Origin of the sequence: Rothia sp. HSID18067 (genome assembly GCF_003989445.1) — a bacterium.
Classification (GTDB): domain Bacteria; phylum Actinomycetota; class Actinomycetes; order Actinomycetales; family Micrococcaceae; genus Rothia; species Rothia aeria.
On sequence record NZ_RBMF01000001.1, the window covers coordinates 292,777 to 313,879 of the forward strand.

Annotated in this window: 17 protein-coding genes; 12 read left to right on the plus strand and 5 right to left on the minus strand. The window is 56.3% G+C overall.

What is annotated here, in order from left to right; translation table 11 throughout:
• Window positions 1-83 precede the first annotated feature (83 nt).
• The 3 genes from sucB to D8M23_RS01400 form a co-directional block, all read right to left on the minus strand.
• Window positions 84-1,760, minus strand: coding sequence for a 2-oxoglutarate dehydrogenase, E2 component, dihydrolipoamide succinyltransferase (gene sucB / locus D8M23_RS01390; RefSeq protein ID WP_126853247.1), 1,677 nt, complete (start codon window positions 1,758-1,760; stop codon window positions 84-86).
• Between the two features lie 152 nt (window positions 1,761-1,912).
• Window positions 1,913-3,295, minus strand: a complete 1,383-nt coding sequence (gene lpdA / locus D8M23_RS01395; RefSeq protein WP_126853249.1) for a dihydrolipoyl dehydrogenase — start codon at window positions 3,293-3,295, stop codon at window positions 1,913-1,915.
• Between the two features lie 354 nt (window positions 3,296-3,649).
• On the minus strand, window positions 3,650-5,155 hold the full coding sequence (locus D8M23_RS01400; RefSeq protein ID WP_126853251.1) for a leucyl aminopeptidase: 1,506 nt from the start codon (window positions 5,153-5,155) through the stop codon (window positions 3,650-3,652).
• Window positions 5,156-5,522: 367 nt separating this feature from the next.
• On the opposite strand from D8M23_RS01400, the gene D8M23_RS01405 reads away from it, so the two are divergent.
• From D8M23_RS01405 to D8M23_RS01415, 3 genes are all read left to right on the plus strand, one after another.
• Complete coding sequence (locus D8M23_RS01405; protein ID WP_126853253.1) at window positions 5,523-6,431, plus strand: proteasome assembly chaperone family protein; 909 nt, start codon at window positions 5,523-5,525, stop codon at window positions 6,429-6,431.
• Window positions 6,432-6,594: 163 nt separating this feature from the next.
• A complete protein-coding gene (locus D8M23_RS01410; RefSeq protein WP_126853255.1) occupies window positions 6,595-8,172 on the plus strand; it encodes a DUF4192 family protein in 1,578 nt (525 codons plus the stop codon).
• Window positions 8,173-8,464: 292 nt separating this feature from the next.
• A complete protein-coding gene (locus tag D8M23_RS01415) occupies window positions 8,465-9,940 on the plus strand; it encodes an RNA polymerase sigma factor (RefSeq protein WP_126853257.1) in 1,476 nt (491 codons plus the stop codon).
• 128 nt (window positions 9,941-10,068) lie between these two features.
• Here the strand turns inward: D8M23_RS01415 and D8M23_RS01420 are convergent, their stop codons facing one another.
• Window positions 10,069-10,422, minus strand: coding sequence for a hypothetical protein (locus D8M23_RS01420; protein WP_037235002.1), 354 nt, complete (start codon window positions 10,420-10,422; stop codon window positions 10,069-10,071).
• Window positions 10,423-10,639: 217 nt separating this feature from the next.
• Here D8M23_RS01420 and D8M23_RS01425 point away from each other — a divergent pair, with 217 nt between their 5' ends.
• The 7 genes from D8M23_RS01425 (at window position 10,640) to D8M23_RS12255 (ending at window position 16,383) form a co-directional block, all read left to right on the plus strand.
• Window positions 10,640-11,494, plus strand: coding sequence for a YwqG family protein (locus D8M23_RS01425; RefSeq protein WP_126853259.1), 855 nt, complete (start codon window positions 10,640-10,642; stop codon window positions 11,492-11,494).
• A gap of 12 nt (window positions 11,495-11,506) precedes the next feature.
• Window positions 11,507-12,391 carry a YwqG family protein gene (locus D8M23_RS01430; protein WP_126853261.1) on the plus strand — a complete coding sequence of 295 codons (885 nt, stop codon included), beginning with the start codon at window positions 11,507-11,509 and terminating at the stop codon, window positions 12,389-12,391.
• 57 nt (window positions 12,392-12,448) lie between these two features.
• Entirely contained in the window at window positions 12,449-13,312 is an 864-nt protein-coding gene (locus D8M23_RS01435) for a YwqG family protein (RefSeq protein ID WP_126853262.1), read from the plus strand.
• Window positions 13,313-13,506: 194 nt separating this feature from the next.
• Entirely contained in the window at window positions 13,507-14,385 is an 879-nt protein-coding gene (locus tag D8M23_RS01440) for a YwqG family protein (RefSeq protein WP_126853264.1), read from the plus strand.
• 84 nt (window positions 14,386-14,469) lie between these two features.
• Window positions 14,470-15,321: a YwqG family protein gene (locus tag D8M23_RS01445; RefSeq protein ID WP_126853266.1), complete on the plus strand. Its 852-nt coding sequence runs from the start codon at window positions 14,470-14,472 to the stop codon at window positions 15,319-15,321.
• 161 nt (window positions 15,322-15,482) lie between these two features.
• Window positions 15,483-16,172 (plus strand): DUF1963 domain-containing protein, encoded by a 690-nt coding sequence (locus tag D8M23_RS01450; RefSeq protein WP_126853268.1) that lies wholly within the window; start codon window positions 15,483-15,485, stop codon window positions 16,170-16,172.
• On the plus strand, window positions 16,111-16,383 hold the full coding sequence (locus tag D8M23_RS12255; RefSeq protein ID WP_161971638.1) for a DUF1963 domain-containing protein: 273 nt from the start codon (window positions 16,111-16,113) through the stop codon (window positions 16,381-16,383). Before D8M23_RS01450 ends, D8M23_RS12255 begins: the two co-directional genes overlap by 62 nt.
• A 105-nt stretch (window positions 16,384-16,488) precedes the next feature.
• Here the strand turns inward: D8M23_RS12255 and D8M23_RS01460 are convergent, their stop codons facing one another.
• On the minus strand, window positions 16,489-16,698 hold the full coding sequence (locus D8M23_RS01460; protein ID WP_037235017.1) for a DUF7455 domain-containing protein: 210 nt from the start codon (window positions 16,696-16,698) through the stop codon (window positions 16,489-16,491).
• 296 nt (window positions 16,699-16,994) lie between these two features.
• Here D8M23_RS01460 and D8M23_RS01465 point away from each other — a divergent pair, with 296 nt between their 5' ends.
• A complete protein-coding gene (locus tag D8M23_RS01465; protein WP_126853920.1) occupies window positions 16,995-19,097 on the plus strand; it encodes a DNA gyrase/topoisomerase IV subunit B in 2,103 nt (700 codons plus the stop codon).
• A gap of 417 nt (window positions 19,098-19,514) precedes the next feature.
• Window positions 19,515-21,089 (plus strand): cytochrome ubiquinol oxidase subunit I, encoded by a 1,575-nt coding sequence (locus tag D8M23_RS01470; protein WP_126853272.1) that lies wholly within the window; start codon window positions 19,515-19,517, stop codon window positions 21,087-21,089.
• The last annotated feature ends 14 nt before the right edge of the window (window positions 21,090-21,103 follow it).

The window sequence follows — 21,103 nt, forward strand, 5'->3', positions numbered from 1 at the left end:
AATGCTCAACAGAAGGCGGCGCCGGTTACATGAACCGACGCCGCCTTCCACATCGTGGCTGTATATACGCTACCTAGCGAGCCTTACAGGCCGACCTCAGCCTCAAAGTTAGCCTCTTCCAGGCGGGTCTTGAGGGTGTACAGGAAGCGACCTGCATCTGCACCATCAACCACACGGTGATCGTAGGTCAGCGACAGGTAGCACATGGAGCGGATGGCGATCGAGTCGTTACCGTCCACATCCTTAACAACCATGGGGCGCTTCACGATGGAGCCGGTACCCAAGATCGCCACGTTCGGCTGGTTAATAATCGGGGTGTCGAACAGTGCACCGAAGGAGCCGATATTGGTGATGGTGAAGGTTGAACCAGCCAGCTCTTCAGGGGCAATATCGCCGGTGCGTGCGCGGCCACCCAAATCGGCAATAGCCTTTGCCAAGCCAGCAATACCCAGGTCTGATGCGTTCCTGATAACGGGAACGAGCAAGCCCTTGGGGGTATCCACAGCGATTGCGATGTTCTCGGAATCGGGGTAGGTAATCTGCTTCAGATCCTCGGTCATGGAAGCGTTCAGGGCAGGGTGCTGCTGCAGGGCCTCGGTTACAGCCTGTGCGAAGAACGGCAGGAAAGTCAGCTTTGCGCCCTCACGAGCGAGGAAGCCATCCTTAGCCTTGGCACGCAGCTGTGCCACACGGGTCATATCCACTTCGGTGACCTGAGTCAGCTGAGTGGAGGTGTCTAGGGACTCGCGCATACGCTTTGCAATAACCTGGCGGATGCGTGCAGTCTTCTCAACGGTGCCGCGCTTGGGTGAAACCTCGAAGGTGTGAGGAGCCTTGGACGTACCAGCTTCAGCAGCCGGTGCTGCCGATGCGGCAGCGGGCGCAGTTGAGCCCTTAGCGGCAATAGCTGCCTGTACGTCCTGCTTGCGGATGCGGCCGCCTACGCCGGTACCCTTCACGGTCGACAGGTCAATATTGTTATCTTTAGCGAGCTTACGAACCAGCGGGGTGACGTATGCTTCGCCATCGGCAGTTGCCGGTACGCCAGCAGCGGGTGCCGGGGTCTCTGCTGCAGGCGCAGCGGGTGCAGCAGGAGCAGCAGCTTCCGGAGCCTCATCAACAGGGGCCGGAGCAGCAGGAGCAGCAGCTTCCGGTGCGGCGGCAGAAGCGTCGCCAATAATAGCTAGAACCTGGCCAACTTCGGCGTCTTCGTCCTCCTGAATGCGGATCTCAAGCAGGGTACCCGCCACGGGGGAGGGAACCTCGGTATCGACCTTATCGGTGGACACCTCAACCAGGGGCTCGTCAACCTCAACCTGTTCGCCGACTTCCTTCAGCCAGCGGGTAACGGTACCCTCGGTCACGGACTCACCCAGCGCAGGCAAGGTAACTTCCTGACCGGACGCTGCGCCAGCGGGAGCAGCTGCGGCCGGTGCCGCCGGTGCTGCGGGGGCAGCAGGAGCTGCAGCGGCGGCGGGGGCCTCTGCAACAGGAGCCGCAGGAGCAGCCGGTGCTGCGCCAGAACCATCACCAATAACTACGAGGGGGGCGCCAACCTCAACGTCCTCATCCTCTTCCACTAGGATTTGCTCAACAACGCCAGCGACGGGGGAGGGAACCTCGGTGTCAACCTTATCGGTGGACACCTCAACCAGCGGCTCATCAACGGCAATGGTGTCACCAACGGCAACAAGCCAGCGGGTAACGGTACCCTCGGTCACGGACTCGCCCAATGCGGGCAGTTCTACGGTGTGGGACATATTTTCTTCCCGTTCTCCTTGTGAATGCTTGAATTAGGAAACTGTGTGGCAGGGATACACCCCACGCGGTCACTCCTTGAGAATGCCGCGTGGAGCATCCGCAAACCTGCGGTTTCGCGGGTGCGAAACCATCTTTTAGGTGGTAGGGGCGCTTAGCCGTGCAGCGGGGTGCCGTTCAGGGCCATAGCGGCCTCACCCAGGGACTCATTCTGGGTCGGGTGCGCGTGGATGAACTTAGCAACATCCTCGGGGAATGCTTCCCAAGCAACCCACAGCTGAGCCTCACCGATCTGCTCACCCATACGCTTGCCAATGGCGTGAACACCAACAATGGGGCCGTTCTTCTCGCGCACAACTTTAACAATACCGCCGGTGCCCAGGATGGAGGACTTGCCGTTGCCAGCCAAGTTGTACTCCGCAACCTCAACGTTATCGGCGCCGAACTTCTCCTTAGCCTTCGGCTCGGAGTAACCGACCGAGGCGATCTCGGGATCGCAGAAGGTGACCTTGGGGATGTTAATGTCTTCAACCACAGAGGGGTTCAGGCCAGCAATTTCTTCTGCCACGAAAATACCCTGCTGGTACCCGCGGTGAGCCAGCTGGACACCAGGAACAATATCACCAACGGCGTAGATATTGCCCACACCGGTGTGCAGACGCTCGTTAGCCAGCACGAAGCCGCGATCCATGGGGATACCCTGCTCTTCATAGCCCATACCTGCGGTGTTGGGGCCACGGCCAACAGCGACCAGAACGATATCAGCCTCAAATACCTTGCCGTCAGCCAAGGTGACCTTAGCACCGTTAGCGTCCTGCTCAACCTTTTCGAACAGGGTGCCGGTGTTGAACTTAATACCGCGCTTCTTGAAGGAACGCTCAAGCACCTTAATGATGGAGGGGTCTTCGTTAGGAACAAGGTTGGGCAGGCCCTCAATGATGGTTACATCAACGCCCATTGCCTTCCACATGGACGCGAACTCGCAACCGATCACGCCGCCGCCAAGCACAATAGCGCTGTTCGGCAGGTAATCCATCTCCAGCGCCTCAGTGGAAGTCAGCACGCGCCCCTCAATGGGCAGGCCAAAGGTCTTGGAAACAGAGCCAGAAGCGAGCACAATATTCTTACCCTTGTACTCCGTGCCGTTCACGGTAATGGTGTCTTTGCCGGTGAGCTTACCCTCACCGTTAATAACCTCAACACCCTTCATCTTCAGCAAGCCGGAGAGACCCTTGAACTTGCCCCCAACGATGCCGTCCTTGTAGTTGCGAACCTTACCCATCTCAATGGACTGTAGCTCGGTGTTTACACCGACCTTGGAGGCTTCACGAGCATCCTCAGCCAACTCAGCGGCGTGAAGGTAAGCCTTGGTGGGGATACAGCCGGTGTGCAAGCAGGTGCCGCCCACCTTATCCTTCTCGATCAGGCCAACGGAGAAGCCTAGCTGGCGCGCACGCAAAGCGGTTGCATAACCAGCGGAGCCACCGCCGAGGATGAGGATGTCAAATTCTTGAGCCACGATGTTGCTCCCTTGCATAGGTTGTGGGGGCTCAACCCCCGTGCAAATGAGTTCTTTATCTCTGTGCTTTTCTACCCGCGACCAGCGCACGTATCGGAGGGCGCACGCCAAGTGCAGTGTATAAAAACACTTATCTACAACAATACCCCTGTCGCCGTCGGTTTAAGTTCACTAACGGCAATTTTGCGCTATTAATCGCACAATCCATTCAAAATTTTTCTGTTCCACCTTACGGATACAGTCAAGGTGTGAAATTGTACACAAAAGTGGGTGGGAGGTGGGCTCAGCTAACCCTATTCGCCTCCCACCCAACTCGTTCACCCTTACGGTGTTCTTGACCAGGCTGTGCGCCCCGCGGCGGCTAGGTTGTGACTACTGCGCGTATGACTCAATGAAGTTCACCAGCGTGGCGGTGCCAAAACCGGTGCCTTCCTTCGGGGTATACCCAAAAGGTGACTCTTCATTAAACGCAGGGCCCGCAATGTCAAGGTGAGCCCAGGGAATGCGTTGGCCTTCCACTTCACCCACGAACTCTTGCAGGAATAACCCGGCGATCATCATGGAGCCGTAGCGGCTGCCCATGTTTTTAATATCTGCCACAGGCGAGTTCATTGAGGCGCGCAGGTGCGACTCCAGCGGCATTGGCCAGTATGCTTCACCCGCTGCTTCGCCAGCACGCAGAACACGCTCACGCACCTGCTCATCGCCCATCAGAGCGGCGGTGCGCAACCCTAGCGCCGCCATAGCAGCACCGGTGAGGGTGGCGATATCGACAATGACGTCGTGCTCGTTTTCTGAGGCGAGCGCGATACCATCTGCCATGACTAGGCGCCCTTCAGCGTCAGTATTCAGAACTTCTACGGTGCGCCCGTCACGGATTGTAATCACGTCTTCGGGGCGTAACGATTCGCCCCCGGGCATATTTTCCGCTAGGCAGAGGTAGCCAGTGACCTGAACCGGAATATTCAGCTCCGCAGCGGCAAGAGTGGCCTGAAGGACGGAGGCAGCGCCGGCCATATCGCATTTCATGGTCATCATGGACGCTGCCGGTTTGAGGGAGTTGCCGCCGGTATCAAAGGTAATGCCTTTGCCGACCAGCCCGATGGACGCCTTGGCATCGGCCGGGGTGTATTTTACAACTGCGAGTACAGGTTTGCGGGGAGAGCCCTGGCCTACGCCCGCGATACCCCCGAACCCTTCGGCGAGTAGACGCTCATAGTTGTATACTTCAATGCTCACATCCTCATACTCGGAGACGAGCTGCTGGGCCTGCTGGGCGAAAGACTCGGGGTACAGGTGCGAGGGCGGCTGATTTACCAGATGGCGCGCCTGCTTGGTGGCTTCGCCGAGCACCAGTGCGCGGGTGAGCGCCTCTTCAGCTTCGGCAGGCTGTACCTCGGAGACAATGAGGATGGTTTCAGCCTCATCTTTGACGGAACTGGCCGATTTGCCCCGCATTCCTTTTTCGCTGAAGGAGCCAAGGGTTGCGCCGTACGCTATGGCCTCAATTTCTGCGGGGGCGTTTGTGCCGAAATCAATGGCGATCTCTTCTGCGCCAATGAGCTGGCGGGTGGCAGAACCAGCAGCGTAGCGGAAAGCTGCGAGGCGTTCGGCGGCATTGGTTGTTTCCTGCCCCAAACCGATGAGTGCGATGGTGTCGGCCCCTGCGTCTTCCGCGCCGGGGAGTCGAAGCAGCTGATCGGCGGCCCCGGTGGCGCCAAGAGCCTCTAGGAGCTCATTGATACCTTCGACGGTTTCCTGCGAGAGGGCGCAGGGGGCTAAGCGAGGGCTTTCTTCACCCGCGTAAACCCCTACAACAAGGACATCTGATTCGAGGGATTCAAGGTTGGTGGGGGCCACGGAGAGGGATAGGGACATAGGGTACTCCTTCGTGCTGGGTGGGGCCCGGGCAGAGGTGGGCGCCTAGTTGACTAGGGTGTGCACACACTATGCGTGCACGTGAGGCAACATCTATAGATGGTGCGTATCATCCTCTACTGTACACCGCAGGCAGCATGTAGACGCGGGAAAACCTGCCTATAAGTGAGAGTGTTTTGCGTAAGTAAAGTGATGAATATCATTAGTAAATCTGTTCACCGTGCGCAAATTGGGGGGTGTAAACCCCGGTATTCCTCTCATGTATGTTTTAGACTGAAATGAATTATCTAATGCGCTGGGGTATGGTGCGGTGAATGTCAATCGTAGACGAGGGCCGCGCGCGGCGAGTTCCAGGAAGGAGTAGTAGATGTTAAACCCTGACGACCTTTACCTGGCAAAAAATAGTATTCTCAGCGATGAACGTCTGCGCGATTTACCGCTTGTTGTGGCCTTTTCCAGTCCTCAGGATGCCGGGGCTACAGCTGGTCAGTTCGGCACCTTCCTATTAGACAACCTGAAACATGTGGCTATTGCGGAGTTTGATAGCGATCAGCTGCACGATTACCGGGCACGTAGGCCGCACATCGTTTTTAACCGTGACCACTTTGAAGACCCAGTTTTTCCGAAGCTGAAATTATATGTGGTGGAGGACAGCCTTGATAAACCGTTTCTGCTGCTGACAGGCTCAGAGCCAGACTTTCAGTGGCAGCGTTTTCAGCAGGCTATGCTCGGCATTGCCCAGCGGCTGCAGCCCTCCCTGGTGGTGTTTATATCGGCCTTTCCTATGCCGGTGCCTCATACGCGGCCTGTGCCGGTGACCGCACACGGCTCCCGCAAAGACCTTATTGACGGTATTTCTGCATGGCGCCCTAAAGCGGAACTGCATGCGAATATGACAAACCTGCTTGAGGTTCTTTTCACGGAGCACGGATTCGACACGGTCGGATTCGGGGTCAATGTGCCGCAGTATATTTCGGATGCCGACCTGCCCCAGGGCACTCTCGCCGCATTGGAGTATGTAACGATGGCTACGAGGCTGTCTTTACCGACCGATCAGCTGCGGGAGGCTGCACGCACCGTACACGGGCAGATTAATGAGCAGATGGCTCAGCATCCCGAAGTGCAGTCGATGGTTTCCAGCTACGAAGAGAACTATGATGCGAACTATCGGTCGTCCAATATGCTGATTCCGCTCTCACAGCGAGATGCTGATAAGGTGCTGGGGCGTGATGAGATCGGTGCGCTCTTTGAGCAGTTCCTGTATGAACGGGAGTAGGCTGCGGGGGTAGCGTTCACAAAACTTCATAATGAGAGGTACCCCTGTGGATATCGCTGGCAGCGCTATCCACAGGGGCTATTTTTCTGCACTGCGTAGAGTTATCATCCACATTTTTATAGCATTTGATGCATTAAAGATTGCTTTGAGTCATTATGTAGCCATGACTTCTCGGAACTTCAACACCGTAAAAACGTGTATTCGCACCTGTAAAGACATGGCAGCGATTATGCTGCACCAGCTGGGTTACTGGCCGCAGGAATCCTTCGTGGTGGTCGCTCTAGCTGGGCACAATATTGGCCCTTGTGTGCGCATTGACCTGCCCGGCCCAGAAGATAACACCGCCGCATATCTGCACCGTATTTTCAGTCTGCTGCCAGCAACTATTGACGGAGCGCAACCCATCGACCGGTTCATCGCTTTCTACTGCACGGCAGACCGCGATAACCTACGTGCACGCCAAACCGCCAGCGGAACCCGAACACTGCCCAGCACCTCAGAACGTGAGCGTGATGCCGCAATAGCGCATCGCGTTGAACGGTGGCTTCCGCTGCTGACCAACCCCACCGTCACCGGTGGGCTGGAATGCTTCGACTGCATCGTTCTGGGAGACACCACTATCTGGGAGCTATCACATGAGCAGAACGGGCTTATCTTCGCCGGTTTTGTAGAAGATATTCTGATGAGCCCCTACCATCTAGCCCAGACTGTACGGGGTGAAAGTATCGCCGCAACCGCATCCGAGGCGCGCACCACCAACCCGTGGGATACCGCAGCCACCGCAGATACTGGTGCCCGAGAAGACTGGGAAGCTGCAGCAGAGCTCTGGTGCCGTACATACACCCAGGAATATCAGCTACGACACGCTGAAGGGGAAGACCCTCACCTCTTGCAGGCGCACTCCTACTGTCAGCAGAAAGGGGCTGAGCTCTGCTACTGGGAAACCGCACTAGAAGCAATACGCTGGGTGATGCGCACCTTAGCACCAGATCAAAGAACCACTGTGGGGGATAGGATGCGTCAGCTTCTACCCGCAGAGGTAGCCGGATATCTGGCTGCTAGCCTCAACACGTACGGCACGATTAACTTAGTGACATACTGTGCGGCAGCCACCCTCACAGATTCGCTGCGGGTGCTTGAAGGATACGGCGGACGGTTCACGGACCCGGCACCCACCACCACGGGGGAGGGCACCGCCATTGAGCCGGGCAGTTACGGGGCTCCTCCGCGCCGCCGTAACACACTGCCCTCTTCATTCCTGCAAACACTACACGGTAAACAACACCGGGTGGGGTCCCCATCGGGCGTCCGCACCGGTTGGCATGACTGGGTGCGCCGCACACATCTGACAGTGCAACGCAGCGCCACCGATGCCAGCCAAACACAGACAGACTACGCGGAAGCAATGGCCCGTCTGCTGTGCGGGACAGACCAAACAGTCAGTCCCCGCTGGGAACGTCTTAACGCTCTCGAAGTACTCTGTTCTTTGCTCATCCCCGCAGCCTGCGGTGAGCCGCTGGGGAGGCTGCGCATTGTTCAAGCCTGGATCAACTGGATGCGCGGAACCAGCTCATATGCGAACCTGCTGAACGAAGAAGCACACCGCCACGTACAGGAACACACTCCGCTGGATGACGCCCTGCAACTGGGGCTGCTGCCCCTGTGGTTAGGCGACTCCGCCCGGTGCTGGCGCGGGCCTGCACGTTTTAGCGTCCTCAACGTATACCCCGTCGCCACGTAGGTACCAGCGGCCCTGCTGTAGGGAAGGGCAGGGAATAAGAAAATGCTAAAAACCAGCTCTGGCAGGCGCGCCTTAGTTGAAAAAACCTAAGATTCTGTAATACTTGGTACTGACCCCGTAAAGTCAATGCACCCGTAGTGCATCTTCAGCAGGGGACGAATACGCCCGGAATATTCTGCGGTGTGTGAGCATTAAACCGTCACATTTCGTCTCTGAAAGAAGCCTAGGACTTGACAGGGTCTTAGGTGTTTTGCAGACAAAGCACCCCGTAACTGAGCTAGAAAGGGTTTTCGTGTCAACTGCCACCAGCAAGAAAGCCGCAACCAGTGAAGCTACTGATGAGGCTGTAGCCGACACCCCTCAGAAGAAAACCACGCGAACCAAAAAAACCGCCAGCGCCAAGTCTACGACCACAAGCAGTGAAGGTGCCGGAGCGAAAACCACTAAGACCGCTGCTAAGGCGACAACAACTAAGAAACGTGCGACGAAATCCACGACCAAAGCTGCTGCCACTAAAGCTGTCAGCAGCGCGGAAGACGGAGCCTCTGACGCCGCCGAGACTGAGACAAAGCCTAAACGCACCCGTAAAACTACTACCGCTACTAAGGCTAAGGCCGCGCCCAAACGCGGACGCAAGAAGAAAAGCGATGACGAGTTCGACCTTGACCTTGACCCGGACGCCATTGACGGTGAACCCCTAGAATCTGAGGCCGATGAAGAAGCCGAAGAGGATGAAGAAGCCGTCGCCAAAAAGGAAGAGAAAAAAGCCGCCGAAGAAGTGGCGGCTAAAGGCTCTGGCTTCGTGCTGACTGCCAGCGATGATGACGATGCTCCCGCCCAGCGCGTCGTTACCCCCGGCGCAACGGCCGACCCCGTGAAGGACTACCTGAAACAGATTGGTAAAGTCTCACTCCTGAACGCGCAGCAGGAAGTTGATCTTGCGATGCGCATTGAGGCTGGCCTGTATGCGGAGCACAAACTCGCCGACAACCCCGACATGGACCCGAAGCTCAAGAAAGAGCTGCGCTGGGTAATCCACGACGGTAAGCGTGCGAAGAACCACCTGCTGGAAGCAAACCTGCGCCTCGTGGTCTCACTCGCTAAACGCTATACGGGCCGCGGAATGCTATTCCTTGACCTTATTCAGGAAGGTAACCTGGGCCTGATTCGCGCGGTCGAGAAATTCGACTACTCGAAGGGCTTTAAATTCTCCACCTACGCCACCTGGTGGATTCGTCAGGCGATTACCCGCGCAATGGCGGACCAGGCGCGTACTATTCGTATTCCTGTGCACATGGTTGAGGTTATTAATAAGCTCGCCCGTGTGCAGCGTCAGATGCTTCAGGATTTGGGGCGTGAACCCACCCCCGAAGAGCTCGGTAAAGAGCTGGATATGGCTCCCGAAAAGGTTATCGAGGTGCAGAAGTACGGGCGCGAACCTATTTCTCTGCACACGCCGCTGGGTGAGGACGGCGATTCCGAGTTCGGCGACCTGATTGAGGACTCGGAGGCTGTTGTCCCGGCCGATGCGGTGTCATTTACTCTTCTTCAAGAGCAGCTGCACTCGGTGCTTGATACACTCTCCGAACGTGAAGCGGGCGTGGTCGCTATGCGATTCGGCATGACCGACGGGCAGCCGAAGACTTTAGACGAAATCGGTAAGGTCTACGGCGTGACACGTGAGCGCATCCGTCAGATCGAATCGAAGACCATGTCGAAACTGCGTCACCCCTCGCGTTCGCAGGTGTTGCGTGACTACCTGGACTAGGGTCTTCGACCTAGCATAAGGCTGCGTGCCACAAACCAATGATGCGGTGCCTGAGCTTGAATAGCTCAGACACCGCATCATTTTTGCATAAATATTCGCTTAGTGGTTAGTTTCTTCCCGGGGAGGGCTTAAGAATTATGGGCATGGGCAGAATGCTTAATAAATACCCACCCCATTGCTGCGGTCGGCACCAGTGCTAGGGCAGCATTGATACCGGGGTGAGTGTTCCCGTTCTGCAGCGTGAGGGTATAAACCCAGGACGCTCCAAAAATGCAGAATGCAAGAATAAGCCACGTGCTCACCGGGTTATTGGGGTCTTCTGGCTTACGGAAATCCGGGTTAAGAAACGCGGTGAGAATGAGAAGGGCGAGGGAGCCCCCAATGGCGAGCCACCCTAATGCGCTGAGGACACTGAAAACCATCATGAAAAAGGCGCAGAGGAAAAGGAAATAGGGGCCGAAAGTGCCGGTGTTATTCTTCATGGTGCTCACTCCTTGAGGCATCTTTCAATATATTATATATACGACACAATGAATTTTTCTACAGTTTGTGTGTTTTATCTCGCATGGTGGGAATTGCGGGGAGATATATACGAGGAACTCACAAACCGTTACATGCAGCACACAAACATGCTCTAATGGGGTGTGGGCGTACGGCGCCGAAATATTTCAGGATCGTGTTTGGGGCATTGAGGAATATATGACGAATAAACAGGCAGAGATACTAGAACGGGCTCGCGCTTTACTGGCTGAGATGAACGTGGGACATCAAGTTCCCACGATGCGTATCAATACACGATTCGCTAAGTACAAGACGCTGCCGGTCACCGCCTCCAAAATCGGAGGAGTGCCGTACCTACCCAAGGGCCAGGACGGTCCCGTAGACGTTAACGGTGAACCTTTGCATATGATTGCGCAGATTAACTGCGCCGATTTGCCACCGAATAGTATTTACCCGGCGGATGGGCTGCTGCAGTTCTGGATTAGCCCGATCGAAACTGATACGGAAGATTACACCTCATCACGATATGATCGCGTGATCTACTATCCCAAGCTGGGAAAAGCGAACAGGAAGGCTCGTAAACTAGTCATTACCGAGGATAATGGCTTTATATGGCCTCTTTTGGGCGGAGAATACGCCCTGAGCTTCGAGCCTGAAAATCTAGAGCCCGGGCTAAAACTCAAACAATACAGTACCGGGCAGTTATTTACGCGGTTGTGGAATGAACGTTATCCGCAGGAGCAGATTGAAAGTCCTTGGGATCTTGATGAGCTTGCAGGGCTTGAAGGCGATGGCCTTGCGAGCACCTTTTATGAAGATCTTGATCACCACCAGCTGGGCGGTGTTCCCGAGTATATCGACTGGGACCCCCGCGATGACAAGGAAGAATGGAAAGACTACACGATTAATCTGCTCACTCTTGTCTCTGCATATGAAGCTGACACCATAACCATCATGTGGGGCGATGCTGGAGTGGCAAACTGGCTGATTACCCCAGAGCAGCTGGAGAATTTAGATTTCTCTAAGGTCTTTTATTCGTGGTCTAGCAGCTAAAGAAAATACACCATGAGCACTATTTTTGAGCGGGTCAAGCACCTTAATTATCTGCTGAGCCAGCAGGATCGTAAACCCACTGTGCGCATCATTCCTCGCGCAGTTCAGGGAACTGTGCCGGTGACCGCCTCTAAATGTGGGGGAGTGCCGTACCTGCCCGCCGGGGTTCAGGCACCCACTAACCAGGATGGTAAGCCGCTGGGTATGGTCGCGCAGATTAACTGTGCTGAGTTACCCAAAAATGAGCTTTATCCCAAGACCGGGATACTTCAGTTCTGGCTGGATCCGTATGATGAGCTGGGACTGGGCATCGACCTGAAGAACCCGGTATCGCAGGTCAATACTCGCGTGATCTATTATCCCCATCATAAGGACACAAACCTGTGCGCCCACACTCTTGTTATGCCAGATCAAGAGAAACAAACCGAGATGGAATTTATGGCCTGGCCGGTACACGTGGATCAGGGATGGGAAATCGGACTCAGCTTTGAAGAAACTTCAGAAGGAATAACCCCACAGAATTGGTGGGCCTACCAAAACCGGTTTGTAGAGTTGTGGAATGAACTATACCCCCAGCAGCCTATCGGCGATTTCGCGGGTATTGATGCATACGCGCCCGCAGATGAGGAACGCCCGAGCGTGATGTTCTACCGCGACATAGCTCAGGGAAGCTACCACAAACTTGGCGGGCACCCGGAGTTTACCCAGCAGGACCCGCGTCAAGAGCATGATGGGCTCGATAACTACACAATCAACCTGCTCACCATGTTCTCTGAGGACGCCGAAAAATTTGTTACTGTTTGGGGAGATCAGGGCACTGCAAACTGGCTAATAACCCCGGAACAGCTGAAGAACCGAGACTTCTCGAAAGTCCTTTTTGAATGGTCCTGCGGTTAGCTGCAACTATCAATAAGACTGGTGAAAACGAAAGTCAGGTATTGGGAGGAAAATATTATGGGCCGTACAGTAGCTAAAGAGGCACGGAAAATCGCGGCAGAAATCACTGCCGCCACACGGCAGCCAGTAATCCATATTAAAACAGCCGGTGCCAAGGCACCGCTGCCAGTGACTGCCTCGAAGTTTGGCGGCGCCCCGTACCTGCCTGCCAGGGCTCAGGCACCCACCAATGAAAGCGGGAAACCCTTAGGGATGATCGCGCAGATTAACTGTACTGAATTACCTAAAAATGAGCTTTATCCCAAGACCGGGATACTTCAGTTCTGGATTGACTCCGGCGAAGAAGAAGGCGATGAAAACTGGGGTTTCAACGCCAATGATATAGCCAACCAGGCGAATATTCGGGTTATTTACTACCCCCAGGTGGGTGAAGCCACCCCTGCGGGGCACCCCGCAGTCACCGCAGCACGGAGCGAAGACTGGCCTATCTACCCGCCAGAGGCTGAGCTTGCGCTCACTTTTAAGAAAAAACATGAGAGCCTGAGCGACACAAGCCGTGAATTTGAGGCCCGGTTCGTACACCGGTGGAACGAGAAACACCCAGCGCAGACTATTAACGAGGTCTACGAGATAGACCGCCTGCACGATGGGGAGAATATTGCCTACGACCTGACCGACAGCACTGAGTACCATAAGCTTGGCGGGTACCCCAGCTTTGTGCAGAGCGACCCGCGCGAGAACAACCCAGAACTGCAAGAATATACGGTTAACCTGCTTACCATCGCCTCCGAGGAAGCAAAAAATGATGGTGACGGCGACATTATGTGGGGCGATATGGGTACCGCAAACTGGCTGATCACCCCCGAACAGCTGAAAAACCGGGACTTTTCAAAAGTCCTTTTTGAATGGAACTGTGGGTAAAAACTTAGCAGAGGTGCAGATAAAAGCTAATGCACCGCGGCAAACACAAAACTATGCGTTGACGGCGGGGAATATTTTATCTTCTGCATTGTGCCTTCGGATGCATGACGTACGTGCACGCACCGCGAGAAAAAACGTGCTCTAATAGTGCTCACAGATTCCGCACCAGTACCACTAGAAGCACAGGAGCAGATATGGGAAAAATTCTCGACCAGGCGCGTGAGGTTATTAAACGAATAGAAGAAAATGACCAATCACCCACGGTGCGCATCACAGCCACGGCGGCTGCTGAGCCGCTACCGGTGACATCCTCCAAATTTGGGGGAGTGCCGTACCTGCCCGCCGGGGTGGACGCCCCCGTCAATAAAGAGGGGCAGCCCTTGGGGATGATCGCGCAGATTAACTGTGCCGAGCTGCCTCAGAACACTATTTACCCTGAGTCTGGGATGCTCCAGTTCTGGATTGACCCGGGTGATGAAGAAGCACTCTGGGGTATGGACGACGCCATTGCCGACCGTACCCAAAACGGCTACCGGGTGATCTACTACCCTGAGTTGGGCGAACCTACCCCGGATGCGCGCGTAGCCAAGGCGAATTGGGACGATTACGGGTGGCCGATTTCTCCCGAAACTGTCGAATATGCGCTCAGCTTTGAGGCGGCATTGGGCGATAAATGGTCGCTCATGAACGAGACCGCCGAAGCTTTGTTTGTTGATACATGGAATGAGCTGTACCCCGAAACACCAATCGAGGATTTCTTTGATGAGATCGACGAGCTGGGCGAAGACCGTGTTACAGACACAATTGACCGAGAAACCGAGGATCAGCTGACCCACAAGATCGGTGGCGAGCCTATTTTCACGCAAAACGACCCGCGCGATTTCGCTGATGATTTGCGGGACTACACGGTGAACCTGCTGACCATGATCTCAGTATCTGACGGTAACTGGGCTGACCCCAACACCCCTGCAATCATGTGGGGCGATGTGGGTACCGCAAACTGGCTGATCACCCCCGAACAGCTGAAAAACCGGGACTTTTCACAAGTTATTTTCGAATGGTCCTGCTGTTAGCCGCACCGGTTTTTCAAAGGATAATGGCGTGCGCTTCCGTATATGAGGGGGCGCGCGCCATACACCCTATAAGGAACAAGAACGATGACGATAACAGACAGAGCTCGGTCTGTGGTAGCGCAAATGGTGAACTACCAAAGGGATAAAGTTCCCATTACCGTACGTGCAGCAGATGCGCCGCTGCCGGTGACTGCCTCGAAGTTTGGGGGTGTGCCGTATCTGCCTGCTGGGGCGGATGCGCCCCTTGGCTCCGACGGGCAGCCCTTAGGGATGATTGCGCAGATTAACTGTGCCGAGCTGCCGGAGAACACTCTGTACCCCGAGTCCGGGATGCTTCAGTTCTGGCTCAACCCACGGCACCCCCAATGGGGGATGAACATCAACGATGGGCTGGCTGGGGCGGATGCGCGCGTCATCTACTGGGAAGAACTGGGCGCAGCTAGCCCGCACGCCTGCGCCGTTGAGGCAAACTGGGAAGAACACCACTGGCCGATTGACCCGCCCACACGCGAAATATCGCTTATTTTTGGCCCGCCGGAGACGCCAGACCCCATGCTCACCTGGGGAGACCATGAGCGGTTTATTGAGATCTGGAACGAACTCTACCCCGACCAGGCAATTGAAGAAATTGAAGAGCTGGAAGACCTCGTGGAAGAGGCCGAAGAGGACGAGGATATTCTAAGCGCAATAGCCGATGAGGCGGGCTACCACCAGCTGGGCGGGTACCCTGTTTTCTTTGATGACGACCCGCGCCGTAATAACCCCGAGCTAGAAGAATATACGGTGAACCTGCTAACTATGGGCTCGGAGTCGTACCGTCTGGGAAGCACCGAGCTCTTGTGGGGAGACGCCGGGTACGCAAACTGGCTGATCACCCCCGAACAGTTAGCAGCCCGTGATTTCTCGAAGGTTCTTTTCTGGTGGTGGCAGAGCTAAAACACCTAGAGCTGCACATTAGACAGCTAGCCTCTTGGGGCGTGCCAAAGAACGCCTGAGAGGCACCTTGCCAGCAGGCGGGGTATTGGGCAAGACAGCAATATTGCTGAGCCGTGAGGCTAAAAACAACTAAGAGAAAGAGCCGTCCACAAGGAGAAGCTATGAACACACCGGTTCGTATCCTTGAACAGATACGCGCGGTGATCCAACTGGTGAACGCAGGCGCACAGAAACCCGCGCTGCGCATTACCACTAATGTGCCGGATGCGCCGCTGCCGGTGACTGCCTCGAAGTTTGGGGGTGTGCCGTACCTGCCCGCTGGGGTGGATGCGCCCCTTGGCTCCGACGGGCAGCCTTTAGGGATGATTGCGCAGATTAACTGTGCCGAGCTGCCGGAGAACACTCTGTACCCCGAGTCCGGGATGCTTCAGTTTTGGATTGCCCCGCGCCCCGGCTGGGGTGCCGACCCTACCGCACCGAGCAGCCCCCTCAACAACCGGGTGATATATTACCCCGAACTTACAGACCCCAATCCGCACGCCCAATCGGCACATATTGATTGGGAGGCCGACAAGTTTCCTGAATACGTGTGGCCCATACGACGGGGCACCCCGGAACTGGCGTTAAAGTTCGCGCCTGCGCTTCATAACCCGCTTCAGTATCCGCGTGAACCGTTTGATGAGCTTTTCACACAGTACTGGAACGAGAGGTACCCTGCACAACCCATTGACGGGTATGAGGACGCCATTAGTCTGGGCCGCGCCACAGGCCGGGGGCGGGGTAAACATTGTGGAAGAGCCCGACGCAGACGACATTATCACCCAGCTGGGCGGGTACCCCGAAACATTTAACGATGACCCAAGGCAGCATCCGGCCCTTGCTAAGGGTTACACGTTCAACTTACTCACCATGGGAACAGAGTACGAACTAGACCCTGATGTGAAGTGGGGGTATTTTGGGGCCGCGAACTGGCTGATCGCCCCGGAGCAGTTAGCCTCACGCGATTTCTCCGATGTTTACTATGAATGGGATGAACACCCCGCTAAACTTCGGTGGAGCTAAAAACTCCCCACCCGCTGCAGAACGGGCGAAAAACCGGGACGGTAAATAACAATAAACGGCGCGCACCCTGAAAAGTTCAGGGTGCGCGCCGCAACAACAAGAAACTTACAGGTGGGAGGTCTGATCATCCCAGGTAGTGCCCGCAATAGCCTTCACCCCGGCCTCGTTTGCGCGAGCGTGGTGGCCGCAGAACAGCAGGTCATGACCCGAAGGAAGTACAGCCCGAACATAAGCCTGCGCGCCGCACACATCGCAGCGGTCACGGGAGGTCAGCTGACGTACCTTAGCGGGGTCGAGAGTGGAGTTCACGGTCATTGTTCACCCTTCAAAAATGTAGAGAAACGAGTGCTAACTCTATGCAACCATAAACCCACCTGCTGAGCCCACCCTCTTAGTCACCTTTCGCTCTGAGCGTCCGAACTGCACCCGGACTACAAATAGCACCACATTGCCTTTACCAGGGGAGAGGGGAGAACAGACCCGAGGAGCAGCCCCCTTCACCCGGTGCTGGTTCGGCGTGGGCGCGCCCGACAATGACCTGCTAAGCCGCTTCTGGGCACAAGCCACGATAGAATAGACCTACGAAGAAAACCGTTGTGAAAGGGAAAGACTTGGCCGCGTCGAACTACACCGCCCGCCACCTCTCAGTACTTGAAGGTTTAGAAGCGGTGCGCAAGCGCCCCGGCATGTATATTGGCTCGACCGACTCGCGCGGGCTCATGCACTGCCTGTGGGAGATTATCGACAACTCTGTTGATGAGGCATTGGCGGGGTACGGTCAGTCAATCCAGATTATTCTGCACCGTGACGGTTCGGTAGAGGTGCAGGACGACGGCCGAGGCATCCCCACCGATATTGAGCCGCGCACCGGGCTATCGGGCCTGGAGGTGGTCTTCACCAAGCTGCACGCGGGCGGCAAATTCGGCGGCGGCTCGTACACGGCCTCCGGCGGTCTGCACGGGGTGGGTGCCTCCGTGGTAAACGCGCTGTCATCCCGCCTGGATGTGCAGGTGGATCGCGGCAGTAAAACCTACCAGATGTCGTTCCGTCACGGCATGCCTGGGCGGTTCGACTCCGGCCGTACCCCCAAACCGGAGGACACGTTCACCCCGGCCGCAGAAGGCGCCGAGGCGCTGCAGATTGTGGGCAGAGCAAAACGGGGCGTCACCGGAACCCGCGTGCGCTACTGGGCTGACCCGCAGATCTTTAGCCCTGATGCACGGTTCAGCTACGAAGATCTGGTTTCACGCGCCCGGCAGACCTCGTTCCTGATTCCCGGGCTGCGCATCGCCATTAGGGACGAACGCCGAGTGCCCGGAACCCCCGGCGAGTTCGGCCCCCACGAAGAAGTTTTTCAACATGATGGCGGCATTAGTGAGTTCGTAGAGTTCTTAGCGCATGACAGCGCGGTAACCGATATCTGGCGGTTTACCGGGCGTGGCTCATTCACCGAAACCGTGCCGGTGCTGGGGGAGGACGGGCGCTCCCAGCTCACCGACGTGGAACGTGAATGCGAAGTTGATATTGCCCTGCGCTGGGGGATAGGGTACGAGACCACTATCCGTAGTTTCGTCAATATTATTGCCACCCCCAAAGGCGGCACCCACACCACCGGGTTTGAGCAGGGGCTGCTACGCACCTTCCGCAAACACCTGGCCGATAATGCCCGCAGGTTCAAAGTCGGTAACGACAAGATCGAGAAAGACGATGCGCTGGCCGGGTTAACGGCGGTGCTGACGGTGCGCCTGGCCGAGCCGCAATTTGAGGGGCAAACCAAAGAGATTCTGGGAACCCCGGCGGTGCGGCAGATTGTGCTGAAAGTGGTATCTGACCAGCTTAAGGCGCGCCTGCAGGCGACCGGGCGGGCCGATAAAGCGCAGGCAAATGCCCTGTGCGAGAAGGTTGTCTCGGAGATGAAAACCCGCATCTCGGCGCGGGTGCATAAAGAGGCGCAACGCCGTAAAACCGCCCTGGAATCCTCGTCAATGCCGACCAAGCTGGTGGACTGCCGCTCGGGGAACGTGGAACATTCTGAACTGTTTATCGTGGAGGGTGACTCCGCACTGGGCACAGCCCGCCTGGCGCGGTCTTCCTCATACCAAGCGCTGCTGCCGATTCGCGGTAAAATCCTGAACACCCAGCGCGCCTCGGTCTCTGATATGCTCGCCAACGCCGAATGCGCAGCGCTGATCCAGGTGATTGGCGCAGGTTCCGGGCGAACCTTCGACCTTCAGGCAGCCCGCTACGGCAAAGTGATTATGATGACCGATGCTGACGTGGACGGGGCGCACATCCGCACCCTGCTGCTGACCCTGTTTTACCGGTATATGCGCCCGCTCATTGAGGATGGGCGTGTGTACGCCGCCGTGCCGCCGCTGCACCGGGTGGAGGTTATTAACCGGGGCAAACCTAATGAGATGGTGTACACCTACTCGGAGCGGGAACTGCATGAGCTGCTTGACCGGCTCACTGCTGAAGGTAAGGGGTATAAGGAGCCGATTCAGCGGTATAAGGGCTTGGGCGAGATGGACGCCGACCAGCTGGCTGAGACTACTATGGACCCGCGCCACCGTATGCTGCGGCGCATCCGGGTGGAGGATGCGGAGGCGGCAGAGCGCGCTTTTGCCCTGCTCATGGGGTCGGAGGTGGCCCCGCGCAAGGAGTTCATTATTGCCGGTGCACACCAGCTGGATCAGGAAAATATCGACATCTAGCACACCCTGAACACAAAATGGTGACAATACTCACTATGTGTTTTCTCATAGATAGTTTATGACTGTAACAAAGTGGCTGTTTAGTGCTTGCAAAAGCACTATTCGGGCCACTTTTGTTCATTTCCCGGCCCGCCTGCCAGGGGATGGGGCCTGCGGGGCATAGTTTGTTACCGTTCATGCCGCGACGGAATGTGCCTATAAATAATGATTTACGGGTAAATACTTTCAAAAAGATGATAGCGTTTAATCCACCTTTAGACCCTAGTCAAGCCTCACTCTGACCCCCTCAAAATTCGCATGATTTATGCCGAAAATAAAAGGTTGTAGTGTAAGAGGCATTGCATTTAGATAACCGCCGGATCTATGGCAGATCCGGCGACAACCACATAAGCACTACACACTAAGAAAAGGACCGCTATGGATCCCCTTGATGTTGGGCGGTGGCAGTTTGGCATCACCACCGTGTACCACTTCTTCATGGTGCCGCTAACTCTCGGGTTGGGTATGGTCGTCACCTACCTGTACCTGCGTTACGTCTTCACCAAAAAAGACGAATACAAGCGCATGACAAAGTTCTGGGGCAAACTGTACCTCATTAACTTCATCATGGGTGTGGCCACCGGCCTGGTGCAGGAATTCCAGTTCGGCATGGCCTGGAGCGAGTACTCCCGATTCGTGGGCGACGTCTTCGGCGCCCCCCTAGCGATGGAAGGGCTGTTCGCGTTCTTCGTCGAATCAACCTTCTTAGGCCTATGGATCTTTGGCTGGGACAAACTCAAGCCCAAGGTACACGCCTTCTGCCTTTTCGCCGCCGTAGCCGGCTCATGGATCTCGGCGTACTTCATCCTCGCCGCAAACTCGTGGATGCAGCACCCCGTCGGCGTTGAAATGATCGACGGCCGCCCCCGCCTCGTCGATATCTGGGCTGTGCTCACCAATAACACCGCGCTGCTGACCTTCCCCCACGTGATCTTCGGTGCTATCCAGGTTGCTGGCGGGTTCATGGTCGGAATCGCCTGGTACAAGCTGTGGCGCCGCCGCAAAGACGGCATCGACACCGTAGAGGACGGCAAAGTTGTGGTCGGCGACGCCGAAGTCGGAGGCCGCGACAAGAAAGACTACCTGGTGTGGTTCCGCTCCCTGCGAGTAGGCGCCGTGGTAGGCCTCATCGGCTTTATGGGCGTGGGGCTTAGCGGGCACATGCAAGCGCAGCTGATGATCCACCAGCAGCCCCTGAAAATGGCGGCCGCCGAGGCAGCCTGCCACGACGGCACCGGCTTCTCGGTACTGTCCATATCATCCCCCGGCGCGCAGGACTGCGACAAAGTACACGCCGTCCTTGAGATACCCGGCGCCCTCTCCTTCCTAGCGCACGATAACTTCACCACCGAGGTGAAAGGCGTGAACACCCTGCTGCCCGAATACAAAGAAAAGTACGGCACACACCTGGCCAACAACCCCCTCTACGGTGAACGCGCAGGCCAAGAAATCCAATACCTGCCGCTCATGGAAGTCACCTACTACGGGTTCCGCGGCATGATCACCTTCGGCGGTATCGGCGCCTTCTCATACGTGTACGTACTGTGGGTGACCCGCAAGAAAGGAACCGGCACCGTCCCAGAAGCTAAATGGTTGAAGAACCTCGCAATCCTGGGTATTCTCGCCCCATTCTTCGGCAACGCCCTGGGGTGGATCTTCACCGAAATGGGCCGCCAGCCGTTCGTGGTGGCACCCAACCCTGAAGGCGACCCCGCCGTCATGATGTTCACCGCCGCCGCCGTCTCACCCGGTGTTTCAGGCGAAGAGATCCTGTTCTCCCTGATCTCCCTCGGGGCGGTATACGGCATCCTGATGGTAGTCGAAATCTACCTACTGGTTAAATATGTGAAATCCGGTGTGGTGGCCGCAATGCCCGAACTCGTGCAATCCCACCATGACGACGCCGACAAAGACAGCGCCGCACAACGGGACGTGCTAGAGTTCGCCTACTAGGCGCCAAGGATTGA